Here is a 16,183-nt window from a genome sequence, read left to right on the forward strand (position 1 = left end):
GTGAGCGAGAGCACGAGCTCGTCCACGCCGTCCAGCCGCCGCTGACGCTTCTTGACGATCGCGGGCTCGAAGGTGCCCTCCCGATCGCGCGGGACGTCGATCTGCACCGGACCGATCTCGGTGATGACCCTCTTGGTCCTCGTCCCGTTGCGTTCGTTGGTGCCGGCCTTCGTGGCCCGGTCGCCGGCCGGATAGCCCAGGTGGTCGGTCAGCTCCTCCTCCAGCGCGGTCTCTAGGACCTGCTTGGTCAACCCGGCCAGCAGCCCGTCTGGGCCCACCAGGTCGATGCCGGCCTCACGCGCCTGGGCGACCAGCCGCTGGGCGAGCTCCTTCTTCTCCTCGTCGTCGAGCACCATGGGCTCGATCGTCTCGGTCATGCCGCCTGCTTCCCCGCCAAGCACCCGCCCGGCGCGTCAGGCCGACCCCCGCCCACCGTTCATCTGACAGACCCGAGGCCGGATGGCTCGACGGCGAGGGTGCGCCGATCGAACGCGAGTCGCTCCAGGCCGCTCGCGCTCTCCTGGCAGCGCTCACCGAGTTCCACGTCTCGTTGCCGCGCATCTACCCGACGCCGGCTGGCGGTGTGCAGCTCGAATGGCACGGGCCAGGCCCACGGGTCGAGGTCCTGCTTCTCGACCGCGTTCAGGAAGTCTTCGTGCTCCACGTCGACGGCAACGAGGACACCGTCCACGGGGTCGAGACATACGCCACCGCACGCATCGTCGCCGACCTGCTGGGTGGAGCATCGTGACCACGACGAACGGCTACGTGGCGCTCGAGCCGCACGAGATCGAGCTCGACCACGACGACGAGTTCTACTGGCGGCAGTGCCACCCCAGCTACCTCGACGGCGGGGTCCCGTCGGTCCAGATGTTCTGCGAGTCCACCGGCGACGACGGCAAGATCTCGGGTGCGCGCTCGGCCAAGGCAAGCGCGGAGCTCGCCTACGAGGAACGCCGCTCACGCGGCGGCCAGACCGCCGGGACGTGGGGCGTGACGGTCGCGGAGATCACGACGGCCGGCACCCGCGCGGTGGACGACTCGGACGGCGACGAGGGACTGCCGACCGGGCACACCTACGTCGACTACCGCCACCTCGACACGAAGCCGTCCCTGCGCGCGGTTCGATCACGCCTCCACGAGGCGGCAGTGTCCCGGCCGCGCCAGTGGCCAGCTTCCTGAGCGGGACGCATGCCCGCACGGCCGATTGCAAAGGATTACAAACGGAACGGGAGCCTTCGTGGTGCCGTCGTGTCGGTGGTCCGTGGCAGGCTCGAGCCACCATCGGCAAGAGGGAGAGTCTCGAGTGGCATCGTCCGTCTTCTACAGCTTCCACTACGAGCGCGACGTCAACCGCGTGCAGCTCGTGCAGAACATCAACGCGCTTGAAGGCCAGCCGCTCCTGACACCACAGGCGTGGGAGTCGGTGCGTCGACGGGGCACGGCCGCCGTTGCCGAGTGGATCGACGAGCAGATGAAGTACAAGAAGGCAGTCATCGTTCTCGTCGGACGCGAGACGGCGTCTCGCGACTGGGTCCAGTACGAGATCAACAAGGCGTGGGCAGACAAGCGTCCGCTCCTGGGGATCGCGATCCACGGCCTCTCGTCCTTCGGGTCGGTCGACTCCGCCGGACCGAATCCGTTCGACGCCGCCGGCCTCCCCGCCTCGCGCATCCCGCTCTTCGACCCGACCCAGCGCGACTACCTCGGGCGGATCGACTCGAAGGCGACGTACACTCGGCTCGCAGACAGCCTCGTCACGTGGTCGACGATGGGAGTGGTTCGCAAGTGACATCGCCCGGTTGCCCGTTCTGCCAGATCGCGGCGGCCCGGGTGCCCGATGCGCGGGTCGTCTACGAGGACCAGCACACCATCGCGTTCTTCCCCGATCGGCCGGCGACCCGCGGCCACACGCTGGTGGTGCCGAAGCGCCACGCCCCTTCGGTCTGGGACCTGACGCCCGAAGAGGGTGGGCAGCTCGCCCGGACCGTCCTGCTGGTGGCAGACGCAGTGCGCGAAGCCGTGCACCCCGACGGCATGAACATCGTGCAGTCGAACGGCGCCGTCGCGACACAGACCGTCGAGCACGTGCACGTTCATGTCGTCCCTCGCACGCGACGCGATCGTGTGACGTTGCGTTGGCCCCGTCGGGCCGCCGAGTCTGGCGTTGCCCTCGACGAGACGCGCCGCGCTGTGGCCGCTCGTGTGGGGCTGCAGAGCGGCAGCGCAGCACCTCAAACTCATAGCCGCGGTCCCGACACGATCTCGCCGGAGGATCGCCGCCAGCACCTCGAGTTCATCCAGTCAACGATCACCCGGATGTCGACGGCGTCGGCGAACGTGAAGACCTGGCTCTTGCCGATAGTGACGGCCGCCTACGGCTACGCAGCAATCCAGCGCTCATGGGGTGTAGCGGCGCTGGGGGCGGCCGCTGTGATGATCTTCGCCGTCCTGGACGCGAACTACCTCAAGCAGGAGCAGGCGTTCCGTCGCCTGTACGACTGCGTCGCCGCAGGCGACCCGATTCCGCAGTTTGCGATGAACCCCACGCTCGCTGCGCCCACCGGGGCGCGACGCGACTACTGGCCCGGCTGGGACCAGTTCCGGTCGTGGTCCATCGCGCTTGTCCATGGCCCGATGCTGTCGATCGGTCTCGCCCTGGTGGTCTGGGGCCTCGTTACAAGCTCACGATGAAGCACCAACGTCTGGGAGCGATCGCCGTTGCGCGTCCGCGCACTCTCGACGTATCCTCTCTCCAACACGCCCAGCCTTCCGCCTCGTTCTCGAGGGGGGAGGCTGGTTCTCTTTGTCCGTGACCTTCGTGCCCTACGAGAAGCCGTACCTCACGGTCGATGAGCAACTCGATCTGCTCCAGACGCGCGGCCTCGACCTCGGTGACCGCGCGGACGCCGTGGCGTGGCTGCGACGAGTCGGCTACTACCGGCTGAGCGGCTACTGGTATCCCTTCCGCGAGAGCCGCAAGCCGGCCGACGGACCTCGCGAGATCCTGGACACCTTCGTCCCGGGGACCACGCTCACGATGGTCACCGACCTGTACGAGTACGACCGCAAGCTCAGGCTGCTGGTCCTCGATGGCATCGAGCGCGTCGAGGTTGCAGTGCGGTTCCACGTCGGCCATGTCCTCGGACGGCGCGGAGCGTTCGCGCACGCCGACCCCGAGGCGATGTCAGATGAGTTCGCCGGCAAGGCGCCGAGCCGACCACCCGCTCTCGCGCACTGGATGAGCTCAGACCACGCCACCTGGCTCAAACGTCGCGCCGACGAAGAACGACGCTCCAAAGCCGACTTTGTGAAGCACTTTCAGGCGAAATACGGGCCGCCCCTGCCCGTATGGGTCGTCACCGAGATCCTCGACTTCGGGGGGCTCTCGATGCTCTACGCCGGCATGCTGCAGCGCGATCGCGACGAGGTCGCGGCCGCACTCGACCTGTTCGATGCCTCCGGCGCCGGCAACAGCGGAGCCCTCAAGGACTGGCTAAAGAACATCACGTACATCCGGAACGTCTGCGCGCACCACGGTCGGCTCTGGAACGTCAACGTCACGGAGCGGCTCAGCCCGAGCAAGCTGCGCCCCTTCTCGGAGCTCAGCCACATCAGCCGATCCGGCGCGACGTCGAGGCTCTACCCCACGCTCGCGATCCTGTCCCTGCTCACTAGGCGCATCCACCCGGGCGACGACTGGGCCGGCCGCATGGCAGCACTCGTCGGACAACTGCCGGCTGACCGCACCGAGGCAGAGATGGGGTTCCCTCATTCGTGGCGCGACCTGTCCGCGTGGTCCACCGACAGCAGTGTCCGGCACGAGTTCGAACACCGACGCGAGGATTCGGACAAGTAGGTGAGACGGCAGCGATCTCACTGACCTGTCCATCCGCAGGTCAGGGGACCGCCTCGGGGACAGGTGCGATGAGTTCCTACAGCAGCGCTCACCCCACGGGCTGTGCCCCCACGACGGCGAGCAGCTGCAGCCGTTCGTGGCTCTCGCTGCCCGGGACGGCGGTGTAGACGAGCAGGCGGTGCGACTGCTCGGGGTCCAGGAGCGTCTGGCACTGCAGCTCGAGCGGGCCGACCTGCGGGTGCACGAAGTGCTTGACGTCGTCGGGCCGGACCCCGACCTCGTGCCGCTCCCACAGGGTGCGCAGCTCCTCGCTGCGGGCCAGGGCCAGGTCCGCCAGCTGCGCCGCCCGTGAGCCGGGGCCGCGCAGCGTGACCAGCTGGCGCAGGTGGGAGGCGTAGAGCCGCGACAGCGACGCGTGGTCCTGGGGGCGGTACAACGACCGGGCGGCGGGGTCGGTGAACCACCGGTAGCCCAGGCTGCGGTCGGGTCCCGTGAACCGGGACTGGTCGCCGGTGAGGGCGACGCCGAGCGGCGTCTGGCGCAGCGTCTCGCCCAGCTCCGTGACGACCTCGGCGGGCGTGTCGACGAGCCGGTCGAGGATCCGCAGCAGCCCCGGGCCGACGTGCTCGCCGAGCGACCCCCGGACGGGCGGCCGGTGCCCCGCGAGGCGGAAGAGGTGGTCGCGCTCGTCGAGCGTCAGGTGCAGACCCTGCGCGATCGAGGCCACCATCTGCTCCGACGGCTGCGGGCCGCGCTCGCGCTCGAGGCGCGCGTAGTAGTCGGTCGACATGTGGCACAGCGCCGCCACCTCCTCGCGGCGCAGCCCCTCCGTCCGGCGTCGGGCGCCGCGCGGCAGCCCGACGTCCTGCGGCTGCAGCGCGTGCCTGCGGCTGCGCAGGAACCCCGCCAGCCCTGGTCGGTCGATCATCGCCTCGCGCCTCCGCCTCGTCGGGGCCGGTCCTCGTGCGGGGACGGGCCGTCGCGCCCTTTCGTACCGCGCCGCCGACGAGCGAGCCACGGCCTGACGATCCCCCGCTGCGGTGCGCCCGCCGCCAGGACCCGGGCGGGCGTCCGCGGCCCAGGGGCGGATCGGCAGGCCCTGGTTGCCCCTCCCGGGCCGCCGGAGGGTGGTGGCACCGCAGGCACCCCGACCGAGGAGGACGCATGAGCCACCCACCTGCCACCGCACACCGGCCCGCGAGCGCGCCGGGGGCGACCGCCGCTCCCGGGATTACCCCTGGCACCGGCGACGGCACCGGCAACAGCACCGGCAACAGCACCGGCACCACGCACGGCCCCGGCACCAGCGCGCTGGTCCGCCAGCTCCTCGGGCTGCCCGAGCCCGTCGTGCTGTCGACCGTCGGGCTCGCCCGCCGGCGGGCCCTCGAGCGCCTCGGCGGACCCGTCGGCCTCGTCGCCGGGACCGCCCCCACCGTCGCCTTCGTCGCGGTCGACGCCGCGGCCGGCCTCGGGCCGGCCCTCGCCGCCCTGGGGGTGACGGCCGTGCTCGCCGCCGGCCTGCGCCTGGCCCGCCGCGAGTCGCCGGGCGCGGCCGTGGCGGGGCTCCTCGTCGCCGGCGCGTGCGCGGGCGTCGCGGCGCTGGCGGGCGAGGCGCGGGCCTTCTTCCTGCCGACGATGGCGCTGCCCGTCGTGTTCGTCCTGGCGTACCTCGTCGCGTTCGCCGCCGGTCGGCCGCTGACCGGGCTCATGATCGGGAGGCTGTCCGGCAGCCCGCGCGACTGGTACCGGCACCGCGCCCTGCGCCGGGTCCACACGGTCGCCTCGCTCGTCGGGCTGACGATGGCGGTCGGCAACCTCGTCGCCCGGGTCGCCCTGTACCTGGCCGACGAGCCCGCGGCCCTCGCGGCGCTGCAGGTCGTCGCGACCAGCGCGTTCGCCGTCCACTTCGCCGTGACCCTCGTCGCCGCCCGCCGCGTCGTCGGGACGCTGCCGGGCGCGCCCGTCGCCGTCCCCGTCCCCGCCCCCGTCCCCGTCCGTGCCTGACGCCGTCCCGACGAGGACGACACCCGCCACGCACGGCACCACCACCCGCCCCAGCACACCGAGAGGTACCGCCATGACCCGCACGTCCCGCCACACCCCGTTCACCGTCCCCGACCTGTCCGGCCGCCGCGCCGTCCTCACCGGCGGGAGCGACGGGATCGGCCTCGTCATCGCCCGACGCCTCGCCGCCGCCGGGGCCGAGCTGGTCCTGCCCGTCCGCAACCGCGCGAAGGGGGAGGCCGCGGCGGCCGCCATCCGCCGCGAGCACCCCGGCGCGCAGGTCACGCTGCACGACCTCGAGCTGTCGTCGCTGCGGTCGGTGGCCGCTCTTGGCGCGGCGCTGCGGGCGGACGGCCGCCCGGTCCACCTGCTCGTCAACAACGCCGGCGTCATGACGCCGCCCGAGCGCTCGACGACCGCCGACGGCTTCGAGCTGCAGCTCGGCACGAACCACCTGGGGCACGTCGCGCTCGTCGCGCACCTGCTGCCGCTGCTCGTCGCGGGGCGTGCCCGCGTGACCTCGCAGATCAGCGTCGCCGCGCGCGGCGGCGCGATGGGCTGGGACGACCTCAACGAGGAGGGCACCTACGACGGCCGGCGCGCGTACGGGCGCTCCAAGGTCGCGATGGGCCTGTTCGGGCTCGAGCTCGACCGCCGCAGCCGCGCGGGGGGCTGGGGGATCACGAGCAACCTGTCGCACCCGGGCGTCGCGCCGACGAGCCTGCTCACCGCGCGGCCGGAGATCGGCCGGGACCGGGACACGCCGCAGATCGCGGTCATCCGTCGGCTGTCCCGCGCCGGCGTCCTGCTCGGCACGCCCGAGACCGCCGCGGAGCCCGCGCTGCTCGCCGCGACCTCCCCGCAGGCGCAGGGCGGCCGGCTCTACGGCCCGTCGGGTCCCGGGCACATGGGCGGCGCCCCCGCCGAGCAGGCGCTGTACCGACCCCTGCGGGACCCGCAGGACGCCGAGCGCGTCTGGCGGGTGTCGGAGCGGCTCGTCGGGGTCCCGCTGTCGCCCGACGGGGCCGTCCTCGCGGCCTGACCTCCGGCGCCCCTCCGGCCGCGGCGGTCCCGCGGCGGGAGGGGCGTCGGCGTGCGTCCGGTCAGGCGTCCCGTGCACCGGCCGGCGCGGGGGCGGGCTCGTCGTCGGGCGTGGGCGCGCCCTCCTGCAGGAGGCGCCGGCCGGACGGCGCGGCCGTCGCCAGCCCGACGACGACGAGCAGCGCCAGACCCGCCGCGACGAGGAGCACCTCGACGCTCACGCGGTCGGCCAGGGGGCCGAACACGGCCATGCCGACCGGCATCGCGACCGCCATGACGATCCCGACGAAGCCGAAGACCCGTCCCTGCTTCTCGGGCGGGACCGTCTCCTGCAGCACGGTCATCGTCGGCGTGGAGAAGAACGGCACGCCGAGCCCGATGAGGAACATGAAGGCGAAGAACAGCCACAGGGTGGGCGACAGGCCCAGGCCCACGTTGAGGACGCCGAACACCGCCGTGGTGCCCATGACGAGGGCGACGCGGTCCCGCGGCCCCCGGTTCCCGAACCGCCCTCCACCGCCCTCGCCGCCGCCCCACCAGGAGATGACGATCCCGCCGAGCAGCATGCCGACGCTGAAGGCGAGCTCGTTGACGGTCAGCTTCCACACCTCGTCGCCGAAGGTGCGCACGATCATCAGCGGCGTGAGGAACGACGGGGCCACGATGAGCAGGAAGACCACGCCCCAGAGCCCGAGCACCCAGCGCACGAACGGCGTCCGCGCGACGTAGCGCACGCCGCCGACGAGGTCGTCGACGTAGCCGCGCACGCCCGCGACCTGGTCGGTGCGCACGATCCGCGGCACGGGGACGAGCAGCAGCAGGCCGATCCCGACGAGGGCGGTGACGACGTCGACGAAGAAGATCGCCTCGATGGACGCGCTCGCGTAGATCCCGGCCGCCGCGGCGGGGGCGACGAGCATCATCGCGGACTGGATCGTGCCGTTGATGCCGTTGACGCGCAGCAGGTGGCGCGCCGGCGTGATCTGCGGCAGGAGGGCGCCGACCGCCGGCGTCTGGATCCCGGCGCCCGCCGACCGGACCGCCGAGACGAGGTAGAGCAGCCACAGCTCGCGGTAGCCGGACAGCATGAGCAGCGCGAGTGCCAGCGTCGTGGCCGCGATGGTGGCGTCCGCGGCGACGATCAGCAGCCTCCGGTCCAGCCGGTCCGCCCACACGCCGCCGAACACGGACACCACGGCCTGCGGCAGGAAACCGACGACGGCGTACACCGCCATGACCGTGCCCGAGCGCGTCTCCAGCGTCAGGTGCCACATGATCGCGTACTGCACGAGCATCGAGCCGAGCAGCGACGCCGTCTGGCCCGACAGGAAGAGCGTGACGTCGCGCCTCCAGCCGGGCCGGTCGGCGGGGTCGGCCGGGTCGGCCGCGTCGGCCGGGTCGGCGGGGCCGGCCGGGTCGGCAGGGCCGACGGCGGGGTCGCGGCCGTCGGCGGGCGGGTGGGCGTCGGTCATGCGGGGCCTCCTGGGTCGAGCGGCCGCGGCGGCCCCCTGCCGCCGCGCCCACACCTGCCGACCGGCGCTGGGGCCGGGACTCATCGGGCGAGCCCGGACGAGCCGGGACGAGCCGGGACGAGCCGAGCGGCCGTCGCTGAACACGTCGTGCCGTGTCGGCGGCGGCTGCCACCATGGCAGCACCGCTCCCCCGCTCGACGACAGAGGTCCCATGCGCCCCGCCCTCCACCCGTCCCCCTGGCGCCGGCTCGCCGGCCCGACGACGACGCTGGCCGTGCTGGCCGCGGCCGTCGCCGCGGCGGCCGAGACCGTCGGCACGGTGGTCGCCGGGCGGCTGGCGGAGGGGCCGACCGCGGCGGCGCTGACCGTGCTGGCCGTGCTCGTCGGCAGCGCGGTCCTGCTCGACACGGCGGGGCGGACGGCCTTCGCGGGCGTCATCGCGCGGGCGGAGGGCGGGCTGCGCCGGGACCTGCTGGCCGCGGCGCTCCGGCAGCCGCTGCCCGTGCTCGACGAGCAGGCGGTCGGGGAGGTGCTGGACCGCGTCGACGACGACCCGCGCCAGCTCGGCGCCCTGGCCCGGCGGACGGGGTGGGAGGTCGGGCGGGCCTGCCTGCGGGCCGTGCTCGCCTGGGTCGTCGCGGGGCTGACGTGGGCACCGGCGTGGGTGGTCTTCCCGCTGGTCGCCGCCGCGGCGCTGGCGGTGGCCCGGCCGCTGACGCGGGTCGTCGCCGGGCGCAAGGTGGCCGAGGAGGTGGCGTGGTCCGCGCACTCGGCGCAGCTCGAGGAGGCCGTGGCGGCGCGGGACGACGTGCGGTCCTCGCTGGGGCAGCCGCACGTCGTGCGGCAGTACGCGCAGCGCGCGTCCGAGGTGCTGACCCGGGTGCGGTCGGTGTCGTCGGCGTCGGCGCTCGTCGCCGGGCTGACGGGGACCGTGCTGCACGCGCTGGTCGCGGCGCTCGCGATCGGCGGCGTGGCGCTGGTGGCGCGGGGTCGCCTCGGCGTGGCCGAGCTCGTGACGCTGTGGCTGCTCGTGACGTCGTTCGTCGGGCAGCTCGGGCGCGTCGCGGACCAGCTCCCCGAGGTGCAGGCAGGGCTCGGCGCCCTGCAGCGCATCGACACGCTGCTGACCGCGGAGCCCGAGCCCACGGGCGGCGCGCCGGTGCCGGCCGGGCCCGTGGACCTCGAGCTGCGGGACCTCACGTTCACGTACCCCGGCGGTTTCGCGCTGCGCGGGGTGGACCTGCACGTGCCGGCGGGGACGAGCTGCGCGCTCGTCGGGCGGACGGGTGCGGGCAAGTCGACGCTCGTGCGCCTGCTCTCGCGCGCGGTGGAGCCGCCCCCGGGCACGGTCTTCGTCGGAGGGCAGGACGTCGCGGCGACCGACGTGGAGGACCTGCGGCGGGCGGTCGGCGTCGTCACCCAGCGGACGGAGATCCTGGCCGCCTCGCTGGCCGAGAACATCACGCTCCTGGCCGACGTGGCACCTGGCGTCGTCGAGGGGGCGGTCGAGGCCCTCGGCCTGACGGACTGGGTCGCGTCGCTGCCCGACGGGCTCGCGACGCCGCTCGGACCGGGCGGCACCACCCTCTCCGCCGGCGAGGAGCAGCTGGTCGCGTTCGCCCGGCTGCTGGTCCGCGACGTGCAGGTCGTGGTGCTCGACGAGGCGACGGCGCGCATGGACCCGCAGACCGAGGAGCTCGTCACCCGCGCGGCCGACCGGCTGCTGCACGGACGGACGGGCGTGGTCGTCGCGCACCGGCTGTCGACGACGCGGCGCTGCGACGCCGTCGCGGTGCTGGACGCGGGCCGGGTGGCGCAGCACGGGCCGCGCGCGGACCTGGCCACCACGCCCGGGCCGTTCCGCGACCTGCTCGTCGCGGCCGGGGCCACGGGCCGGGCCCAGCCGCCGGCCCCGCTGACCGCCCGCGTGGAGCGCCGCGAGCCGCGGCCCGCGCCGGCCGTGCCCCGCCCGTCGCTGGCGCGCACGGTCCTGCGGATGATCGGCTCCTACAAGCGCTGGGGCCTGCTGGGCGACGTGGGCTTCCTCGCGATCATGCTGCTCGGCGTCTCCGGGGCGGTGACGGGGTGGCTCTGGGGACGGCTCGCGGCGTCGCTGCAGGACGGCGGCGAGCCGTGGGGGGTGGCCTGGGCGCTGGCCGTCGGGGTGCTGGTGGCCCCGCTGGCGCTGGCCTTCGCCGTGAAGCGGTACTTCGTGTGGTGGCAGGCCGTCACGCTGCAGTCACGGCTGTCGGTGCTGGTCGGCCAGACGCGGCAGCACCGGCTGCCGCGCGTGCCGCCGGGCGAGGCGGTGGCGCGCGTGCTCGACAGCGAGCGCATGGTCCTCTACGTCGACCGCTGGGTCGACGTCGTCAACGGCCTGCTCGTCGTGCTGGTCACGGGCCTGCTCAGCGGCAGCGTGCTCGCGGCGGCCGTCGTCGGCGGGGTGCTCGTGCTCTCCGCTGCGATCTCCGCGGCCGGTGCGCCGGTGGCGGGGCGGACGGCGCGGCTGGCGGGCGACGAGCGCGCGCGTTTCGGGCACGCCCTGGCCTCCGTCCTGGACTGCGCACGCACGCTCAAGCTCGCCGCCGCGGTCGGGCCGGCCGAGGCGCACCTGCACCGCGTCGACGCCCGCCGGGTCGCCGCGTCGGTGCGCGAGCTGCGGGTGCGGGCCGCGCTCGAGGGGATCCCGCCGCTCCTGGTGCAGGCCGGGATCGTCGTGGGCTGGGGGCTGCACCTGGTCGGCACCTGGGACCTGGCCACGGCGCTGCTGGTCACCACCGCGGTGAGCGGCTCGGGCTGGTTCGGGACCGTGGCGGCGGCCGCCATCACCGAGGCCCCGGTCGCCCGGCGCTGGCTGGCCGCGACGGCCGAGCTCGCCGGGTCCGCGGACCTCATGCGCCTGCCGACGGGCGTCGACCTCGTGGCCGGCACAGCGCTGGGGCCGGACGCGCCGCCGCGCGTCCCGCTGCGGCGGCTGGAGCTCGAGGGCCTGACGGCCGTGCACGACGACGGGACCGTCGGAGTGACCGACGTCGACCTCACGGTGGACGCCGGGGAGCTCGTGCTCCTCGTCGGACGCGTGGGCTCCGGCAAGTCGAGCCTGCTCGCGGCGCTGGCGGGCCTCGTCGACCACGAGGGCACCGTGCGGTGGAACGGGCAGCCGGTCGACGACGCGCAGACGTTCCTGCGTCCCGGTCAGGTCGCCTACGTCGGCCAGGTGCCCCGCGTGCTGTCCGGGTCCTTCGCCGCCAACGTCCACCTCGACCACGACCGGCCGTGGCGGGAGGCGCTCGACGACGCGCGGCTGGGCAGCGACGTCGCGGCGGCCGGCGGGCACGAGGCCCTCGTCGGGCACCGCGGGGTGCGGCTGTCGGGCGGGCAGGTGCAGCGCCTCGCGCTGGCCCGTGCCCGCGCGACGGGCGCCGAGCTGCTCGTCGCCGACGACGTGTCCTCGGCGCTGGACGCGCGCACGGAGCTCGAGCTGTGGGACGGGCTGCGGGCCCGTGGCCTGACGGTCGTGGGCGCCTCGACCAAGGGGGCGGCGCTGGCCCGCGCCGACCGGGTGGTCGTGCTCGACGAGGGCCGCGTGGCGGCCAGCGGCCCGTGGGACGAGCTGCGGGAGAGCTGGGGCCACCTGGCCGGCTGAGTCAGGCCGGCGCGGGCACCGTCGCCGGCTCGAGCCGGACCAGCACCGACTTCGACGTGGGCGTGCGCGAGACGGCGGCGTAGGACGACAGCGGCACCAGGACGTTCGTCTCCGGGTAGTAGGCCGCCGCGTTGCCGCGCGGCGTGTCGTAGGCGACCGCGCGGAAGCCGGCGGCCCGGCGCTCGCGGCCGTCGTCGTGCACGCCGACGAGGTCCACGAGGTCACCCGCCGCGAGGCCGAGGTCGGCCAGGTCCGCGGGGTGCACGAAGACCACCCGGCGCCCGCCCCGGATGCCCCGGTAGCGGTCGTCGGGGCCGTAGACCGTGGTGTTGAACTGGTCGTGCGAGCGGATCGTCTGCAGCAGCAGCGTCCCCGGCGGGATCCGCGGGTACGTCAGCGCGTTGACGGTGAACCGCGCGCGGCCGCTCGGGGTCGCGAAGGTCCGGGTGTCCCGTGGCGGGTGCGGCAGGACGAAACCGCCGGGCTCGTCGAGGCGCGCCTCGTAGTCCTCGAACCCGGGCACGACGCGGCTGATCGCCGCCCGGATGCGCCGGTAGTCCTTCCGCCACCCGCGCCAGTCCACGCGCGGCGCGCCCGGGCGCCCGGCCAGAAGCCGCTCGGCCAGCTCGGTGATGATCGCGACCTCGCTGCGCAGCAGCGGCCCGGCGGGTTTGAGGCGCCCGGTCGAGGCGTGCACCGCGCTCATGGAGTCCTCGACGGACACCCGCTGACGGCCCGACGCCTGCACGTCGCGGTCCGTGCGGCCCAGGGTCGGCAGGATCAGGGCCCGCCGACCCGTGACCACGTGCGAGCGGTTGAGCTTCGTCGACACCTGCACGGTCAGCCGCGCCCGCCGCAGCGCCTCCTCCGTCGCCCCGGTGTCCGGCGTGGCCCGCGCGAAGTTGCCGCCCATCCCGACGAACACGTGCGCCCGCCCGTCGCGCAGCGCCTCGATGGCCGCCACGGTGTCCAGGCCGTGCGCCCGGGGCGAGGTGAAGCCGAACTCCCGGTCGATGGCGTCGTGGTACGCCGTGGGCATCCGCTCGAAGATGCCCATGGTCCGGTCGCCCTGCACGTTCGAGTGCCCGCGCACCGGGCACAACCCGGCTCCGGGCCGGCCGATGTCCCCGCGCAGCAGCAGCAGGCTGACGACGTCCTTGAGCGTGGCCACCGCGTGCGGGTGCTGGGTGAGGCCCATCGCCCAGCAGACGATCGTCGCCCGGGAGGCGGCGAACCGGTCCCCCAGCGCCCGGACGTCCGCCTCGGTCAGCCCCGTCGCCTCCTCGACCTGCGCCCATGGCAGCGCCCGCAGCGCCGCGGCGTAGTCCTCGAATCCCTCCGTGCTCCCGGCGAGGAACGCCGTGTCGAGGACCGACCCCGGGCGCGCCGCCTCGAGCTCGAGCAGGTGCTTGGCCAAGCCCTGGAACAGCCCCTGGTCCCCGCCCAGCCGCACCTGCAGGTAGTCGTCGGCCAGGTCGGTGCCGCGCCCGAGCGCCCCGGACGGCCGCTGCGGGTCGTCGAAGTGCAGCAGCCCGACCTCGCGCAGCGGGTTGACGGCGACGATCCTCGCCCCCGCCGCCTTCGCGCGCTGCAGCGCGGTGAGCATCCGCGGGTGGTTGGTGCCGGGGTTCTGCCCGGCGACGACGACGAGGTCGGCGCGCTCGAGGTCGGCCAGGTGCACGCTGCCCTTGCCGATGCCGATCGTCTCCGTCAGCGCGGATCCGCTCGACTCGTGGCACATGTTGGAGCAGTCGGGCAGGTTGTTCGTGCCGAATCCGCGGACCATGAGCGCGTAGGCGAAGGCGGCCTCGTTGGACGTGCGGCCCGAGGTGTAGAAGACGGCCTCGTCGGGCGAGGCCAGGGCCGCCAGCTCCCCGACGAGGACGTCGTAGGCCTCGTCCCACGTGACGGGCCGGTAGTGGGTGGCGCCCTCGTCGAGCAGGACGGGGTGAGTGAGGCGGCCCTGCTGACCGAGGGAGTGGTCGTCCCAGCCCGCCAGCTCGGCCACGGGGTGGTGGGCGAAGAAGGCCGGGCCGACCGTGCGCGTCGTCGCCTCCTCGGCGACGGCCTTGGCGCCGTTCTCGCAGAACTCCGCCGGCGAGCGGTGGGCGGCCTCCGGCCACGCGCAGCCGGGGCAGTCGAAGCCGTGGGTCTGGTTGACGCGGGTCAGAGTGCGGGCCGTGCGCACGGGTCCCATCTGCCGCAGCGCGACGTCGAGCGCGTGTGCCACACCGGGCAGGCCCGCCGCGTGCGTGGCGGGCGGGCCGACGCGCAGGCCGCTGAGCGTCGCGTCGTCGACGTCCTGGGCCCGGCGGAGCGCGCCGGCCGGCACCCGCTCCTCGTCGTGCTGCGCACCGGCGCGACCGCCCGCGGGGTCGCCCGTGATCCGTCCGGTCATCGTCGCTCCGTCCGCCAGGTCCGACGATCGTAGGCCCGACCCTCTCCCCGACACCGCGCCCGGGCCCGCGACCTACGATGGCCGCGGTCGACGACGACGCCGGGAGGCCCGATGAGCGCGCACGTGCCCGAGCACGCGAGCACCCCGTGAGCCGGGTGGTCGCGCGGCGGAGGGCCGTCGTCGTGCGCCTGGCCGGTGACGGCACCGGTGCCGCCACCGCGCACGAGCGCGAGCAGGCCCTGGCGGGCGAGGAGCCGCTGGAGATCCGGGCCGCCGGGCGCTCGCACAGCGTCACGATGCGCACGCCCGGCGAGGACTTCGACCTCGTCGCGGGGTTCCTGCTGTCCGAGGGCGTGCTGCGGGAGCGCGACGACCTCGTCGCCCTGCGCTACTGCACCGGCACGGACGCCGAGGGCTGGCAGACCTACAACGTCGTCGAGGCGTCCCTGGCCGCCGACGCCGCGCTGCGCGCGCTGGGCCGCGAGCGCCGCACCTACACGACGAGCGCGTGCGGGGTGTGCGGTCTGACGGCGATCGACGACGTCGAGGTGACCTCCGCGTTCGACGTGGCGGCCGACGACGTCGTCGTCGACGCGGAGGTGCTGGCCGGGCTGCCCGAGGCGCTGCGCGCGGCGCAGCCGCTGTTCGCGCGCACGGGTGGCGTGCACGCGGCCGGGCTCTTCACGGCCGGTGGCGACGCGCTCGTCGTGCGGGAGGACGTGGGCCGCCACAACGCGGTGGACAAGGTGCTGGGCCGGGCGCTGCGCGACGGGCTGCTGCCGCTGCGCGGGACGGTGCTGCAGGTGTCGGGCCGGGCGTCCTTCGAGCTCGTGCAGAAGGCGGTCATGGCCGGGGTGCCGGTGCTGGCCGCGGTCGGGGCGCCGTCCGACCTGGCCGTCGCGCTGGCCGAGCGCGCGGGGCTGACCCTCGTCGGGTTCTCGCGCGGGGACCGGCTCACGCTCTACACCCGGCCGGGGCGGGTGCGCGTGGGTAGCGTGCCCGTGTGACCGTCACCCGGATCGCCGTCCTGTCCGACGTGCACGGCAACCTGACGGCGTACGACGCGGTGCTCGCGGACATCGACCGGCGCGGTATCACGACGGTGCTCAACCTCGGGGACGTGGCGGGCAAGGGCCCGCGGGGGTCGGCGGCGATCGCGCGGACGCGCGAGCGCTGCGCCGTGACCGTCCGCGGGAACTGGGACGACGTCCTGCCGACGGGCGCGCCGTTCGCGGACCCGGCGGCGCAGTGGTGGCACGACGAGCTGTCGGCCGACGACCGCGCCTGGCTGACGTCGCTGCCGCTCGTGCACCACCTCGACCTCAGCGGCCGGCGCATCCGGCTGGTGCACGCGTCCGCGACGAGCGTCTACACACGCGTGCACTTCCACCACTCCGACGCGGAGTTCGACGCGATGTTCGCCACGACGGAGCTGACCGGGTCCGGACCGGAGCCTGCCGTCGTCGGCTACGGCGACGTGCACGACGCCTACGTCCGCAACGTCGACGGGCGCACCCTGTTCAACTGCGGCAGCGCCGGGAACCCGCTCGACGGGCCGGTGCCGTCGTACGCGGTCCTCGAGGGCGTGCCCGGCGGGACGCTCGACGACCCGTTCGTCCTCACGCTCGTGCGGGTGCCCTACGACGTCGAGGCGGAGCTCGACGTCGCGCGGGCGGTGGGCATGCCGGCCCTGCGCGAGTGGGAGATCGAGCTGCGCACGGGCATCTTCCGCGGGCGGCACGCGGGGCTCGGCCTGGTCTGAC

General features: G+C 74.6%; 14 protein-coding genes. 9 read left to right on the plus strand and 5 right to left on the minus strand.

From position 1 onward, the window contains the following. On the minus strand, positions 1 to 377 hold a 377-nt coding region (locus BM048_RS08880; RefSeq protein WP_175499425.1), incomplete at its 3' end, for a transposase. Positions 378 to 436: 59 nt separating this feature from the next. After that, positions 437 to 691 (minus strand): hypothetical protein, encoded by a 255-nt coding sequence (locus BM048_RS08885; RefSeq protein ID WP_139224387.1) that lies wholly within the window; start codon positions 689 to 691, stop codon positions 437 to 439. Between the two features lie 56 nt (positions 692 to 747). Here BM048_RS08885 and BM048_RS08890 point away from each other — a divergent pair, with 56 nt between their 5' ends. From BM048_RS08890 to BM048_RS08905, 4 genes are all read left to right on the plus strand, one after another. Next, a complete protein-coding gene (locus BM048_RS08890) occupies positions 748 to 1,182 on the plus strand; it encodes a hypothetical protein (RefSeq protein ID WP_090032506.1) in 435 nt (144 codons plus the stop codon). A 124-nt stretch (positions 1,183 to 1,306) separates the two neighbouring features. Beyond that, positions 1,307 to 1,792: a TIR domain-containing protein gene (locus BM048_RS08895; protein WP_090032508.1), complete on the plus strand. Its 486-nt coding sequence runs from the start codon at positions 1,307 to 1,309 to the stop codon at positions 1,790 to 1,792. Then, a complete protein-coding gene (locus tag BM048_RS08900; RefSeq protein ID WP_090032510.1) occupies positions 1,762 to 2,694 on the plus strand; it encodes an HIT domain-containing protein in 933 nt (310 codons plus the stop codon). Before BM048_RS08895 ends, BM048_RS08900 begins: the two co-directional genes overlap by 31 nt. Positions 2,695 to 2,812: 118 nt before the next feature. After that, the gene (locus tag BM048_RS08905) at positions 2,813 to 3,859 is read left to right on the plus strand and encodes an Abi family protein (protein ID WP_203708900.1); all 1,047 of its coding nucleotides are present in this window, start codon (positions 2,813 to 2,815) and stop codon (positions 3,857 to 3,859) included. Positions 3,860 to 3,947: 88 nt separating this feature from the next. Here BM048_RS08905 and BM048_RS08910 read toward each other — a convergent pair whose 3' ends face one another. Then, the gene (locus BM048_RS08910; RefSeq protein WP_090032514.1) at positions 3,948 to 4,787 is read right to left on the minus strand and encodes a helix-turn-helix transcriptional regulator; all 840 of its coding nucleotides are present in this window, start codon (positions 4,785 to 4,787) and stop codon (positions 3,948 to 3,950) included. Positions 4,788 to 5,023: 236 nt separating this feature from the next. Between BM048_RS08910 and BM048_RS08915 the strand changes: the two genes are divergently transcribed. Further along, positions 5,024 to 5,863 carry a DUF3159 domain-containing protein gene (locus tag BM048_RS08915; RefSeq protein WP_090032515.1) on the plus strand — a complete coding sequence of 280 codons (840 nt, stop codon included), beginning with the start codon at positions 5,024 to 5,026 and terminating at the stop codon, positions 5,861 to 5,863. Between the two features lie 73 nt (positions 5,864 to 5,936). Continuing rightward, on the plus strand, positions 5,937 to 6,905 hold the full coding sequence (locus BM048_RS08920) for an SDR family oxidoreductase (RefSeq protein WP_090032517.1): 969 nt from the start codon (positions 5,937 to 5,939) through the stop codon (positions 6,903 to 6,905). Between the two features lie 61 nt (positions 6,906 to 6,966). Here the strand turns inward: BM048_RS08920 and BM048_RS08925 are convergent, their stop codons facing one another. After that, positions 6,967 to 8,376, minus strand: coding sequence for an MFS transporter (locus BM048_RS08925; RefSeq protein ID WP_090032518.1), 1,410 nt, complete (start codon positions 8,374 to 8,376; stop codon positions 6,967 to 6,969). A 211-nt stretch (positions 8,377 to 8,587) separates the two neighbouring features. Between BM048_RS08925 and BM048_RS08930 the strand changes: the two genes are divergently transcribed. After that, positions 8,588 to 12,022, plus strand: a complete 3,435-nt coding sequence (locus BM048_RS08930) for an ATP-binding cassette domain-containing protein (RefSeq protein ID WP_090032718.1) — start codon at positions 8,588 to 8,590, stop codon at positions 12,020 to 12,022. Position 12,023: 1 nt separating this feature from the next. Here BM048_RS08930 and BM048_RS08935 read toward each other — a convergent pair whose 3' ends face one another. Next, complete coding sequence (locus BM048_RS08935; RefSeq protein ID WP_090032520.1) at positions 12,024 to 14,420, minus strand: FdhF/YdeP family oxidoreductase; 2,397 nt, start codon at positions 14,418 to 14,420, stop codon at positions 12,024 to 12,026. A 146-nt stretch (positions 14,421 to 14,566) separates the two neighbouring features. On the opposite strand from BM048_RS08935, the gene fdhD reads away from it, so the two are divergent. Both fdhD and BM048_RS08945 read left to right on the plus strand, forming a co-directional pair. Beyond that, the gene (fdhD, locus tag BM048_RS08940) at positions 14,567 to 15,427 is read left to right on the plus strand and encodes a formate dehydrogenase accessory sulfurtransferase FdhD (RefSeq protein WP_239078896.1); all 861 of its coding nucleotides are present in this window, start codon (positions 14,567 to 14,569) and stop codon (positions 15,425 to 15,427) included. Further along, entirely contained in the window at positions 15,424 to 16,182 is a 759-nt protein-coding gene (locus BM048_RS08945) for a metallophosphoesterase family protein (RefSeq protein ID WP_090032523.1), read from the plus strand. The genes fdhD and BM048_RS08945 overlap by 4 nt, the downstream gene beginning before the upstream one ends. Position 16,183 lies beyond the last annotated feature (1 nt).

The organism is Cellulomonas marina, assembly GCF_900111925.1.
GTDB classification, from domain to species: domain Bacteria; phylum Actinomycetota; class Actinomycetes; order Actinomycetales; family Cellulomonadaceae; genus Cellulomonas; species Cellulomonas marina.

Bases quoted from the DNA above. Each gene is read 5' to 3' on its own strand.
- BM048_RS08930 (WP_090032718.1), top strand. From the start codon at position 8,588: ATGCGCCCCGCCCTCCACCCGTCCCCCTGGCGCCGGCTCGCCGGCCCG.
- BM048_RS08915 (WP_090032515.1), top strand. From the start codon at position 5,024: ATGAGCCACCCACCTGCCACCGCACACCGGCCCGCGAGCGCGCCGGGG.
- BM048_RS08925 (WP_090032518.1), bottom strand. From the start codon at position 8,376: ATGACCGACGCCCACCCGCCCGCCGACGGCCGCGACCCCGCCGTCGGC.
- BM048_RS08910 (WP_090032514.1), bottom strand. From the start codon at position 4,787: ATGATCGACCGACCAGGGCTGGCGGGGTTCCTGCGCAGCCGCAGGCAC.
- BM048_RS08935 (WP_090032520.1), bottom strand. From the start codon at position 14,420: ATGACCGGACGGATCACGGGCGACCCCGCGGGCGGTCGCGCCGGTGCG.
- BM048_RS08920 (WP_090032517.1), top strand. From the start codon at position 5,937: ATGACCCGCACGTCCCGCCACACCCCGTTCACCGTCCCCGACCTGTCC.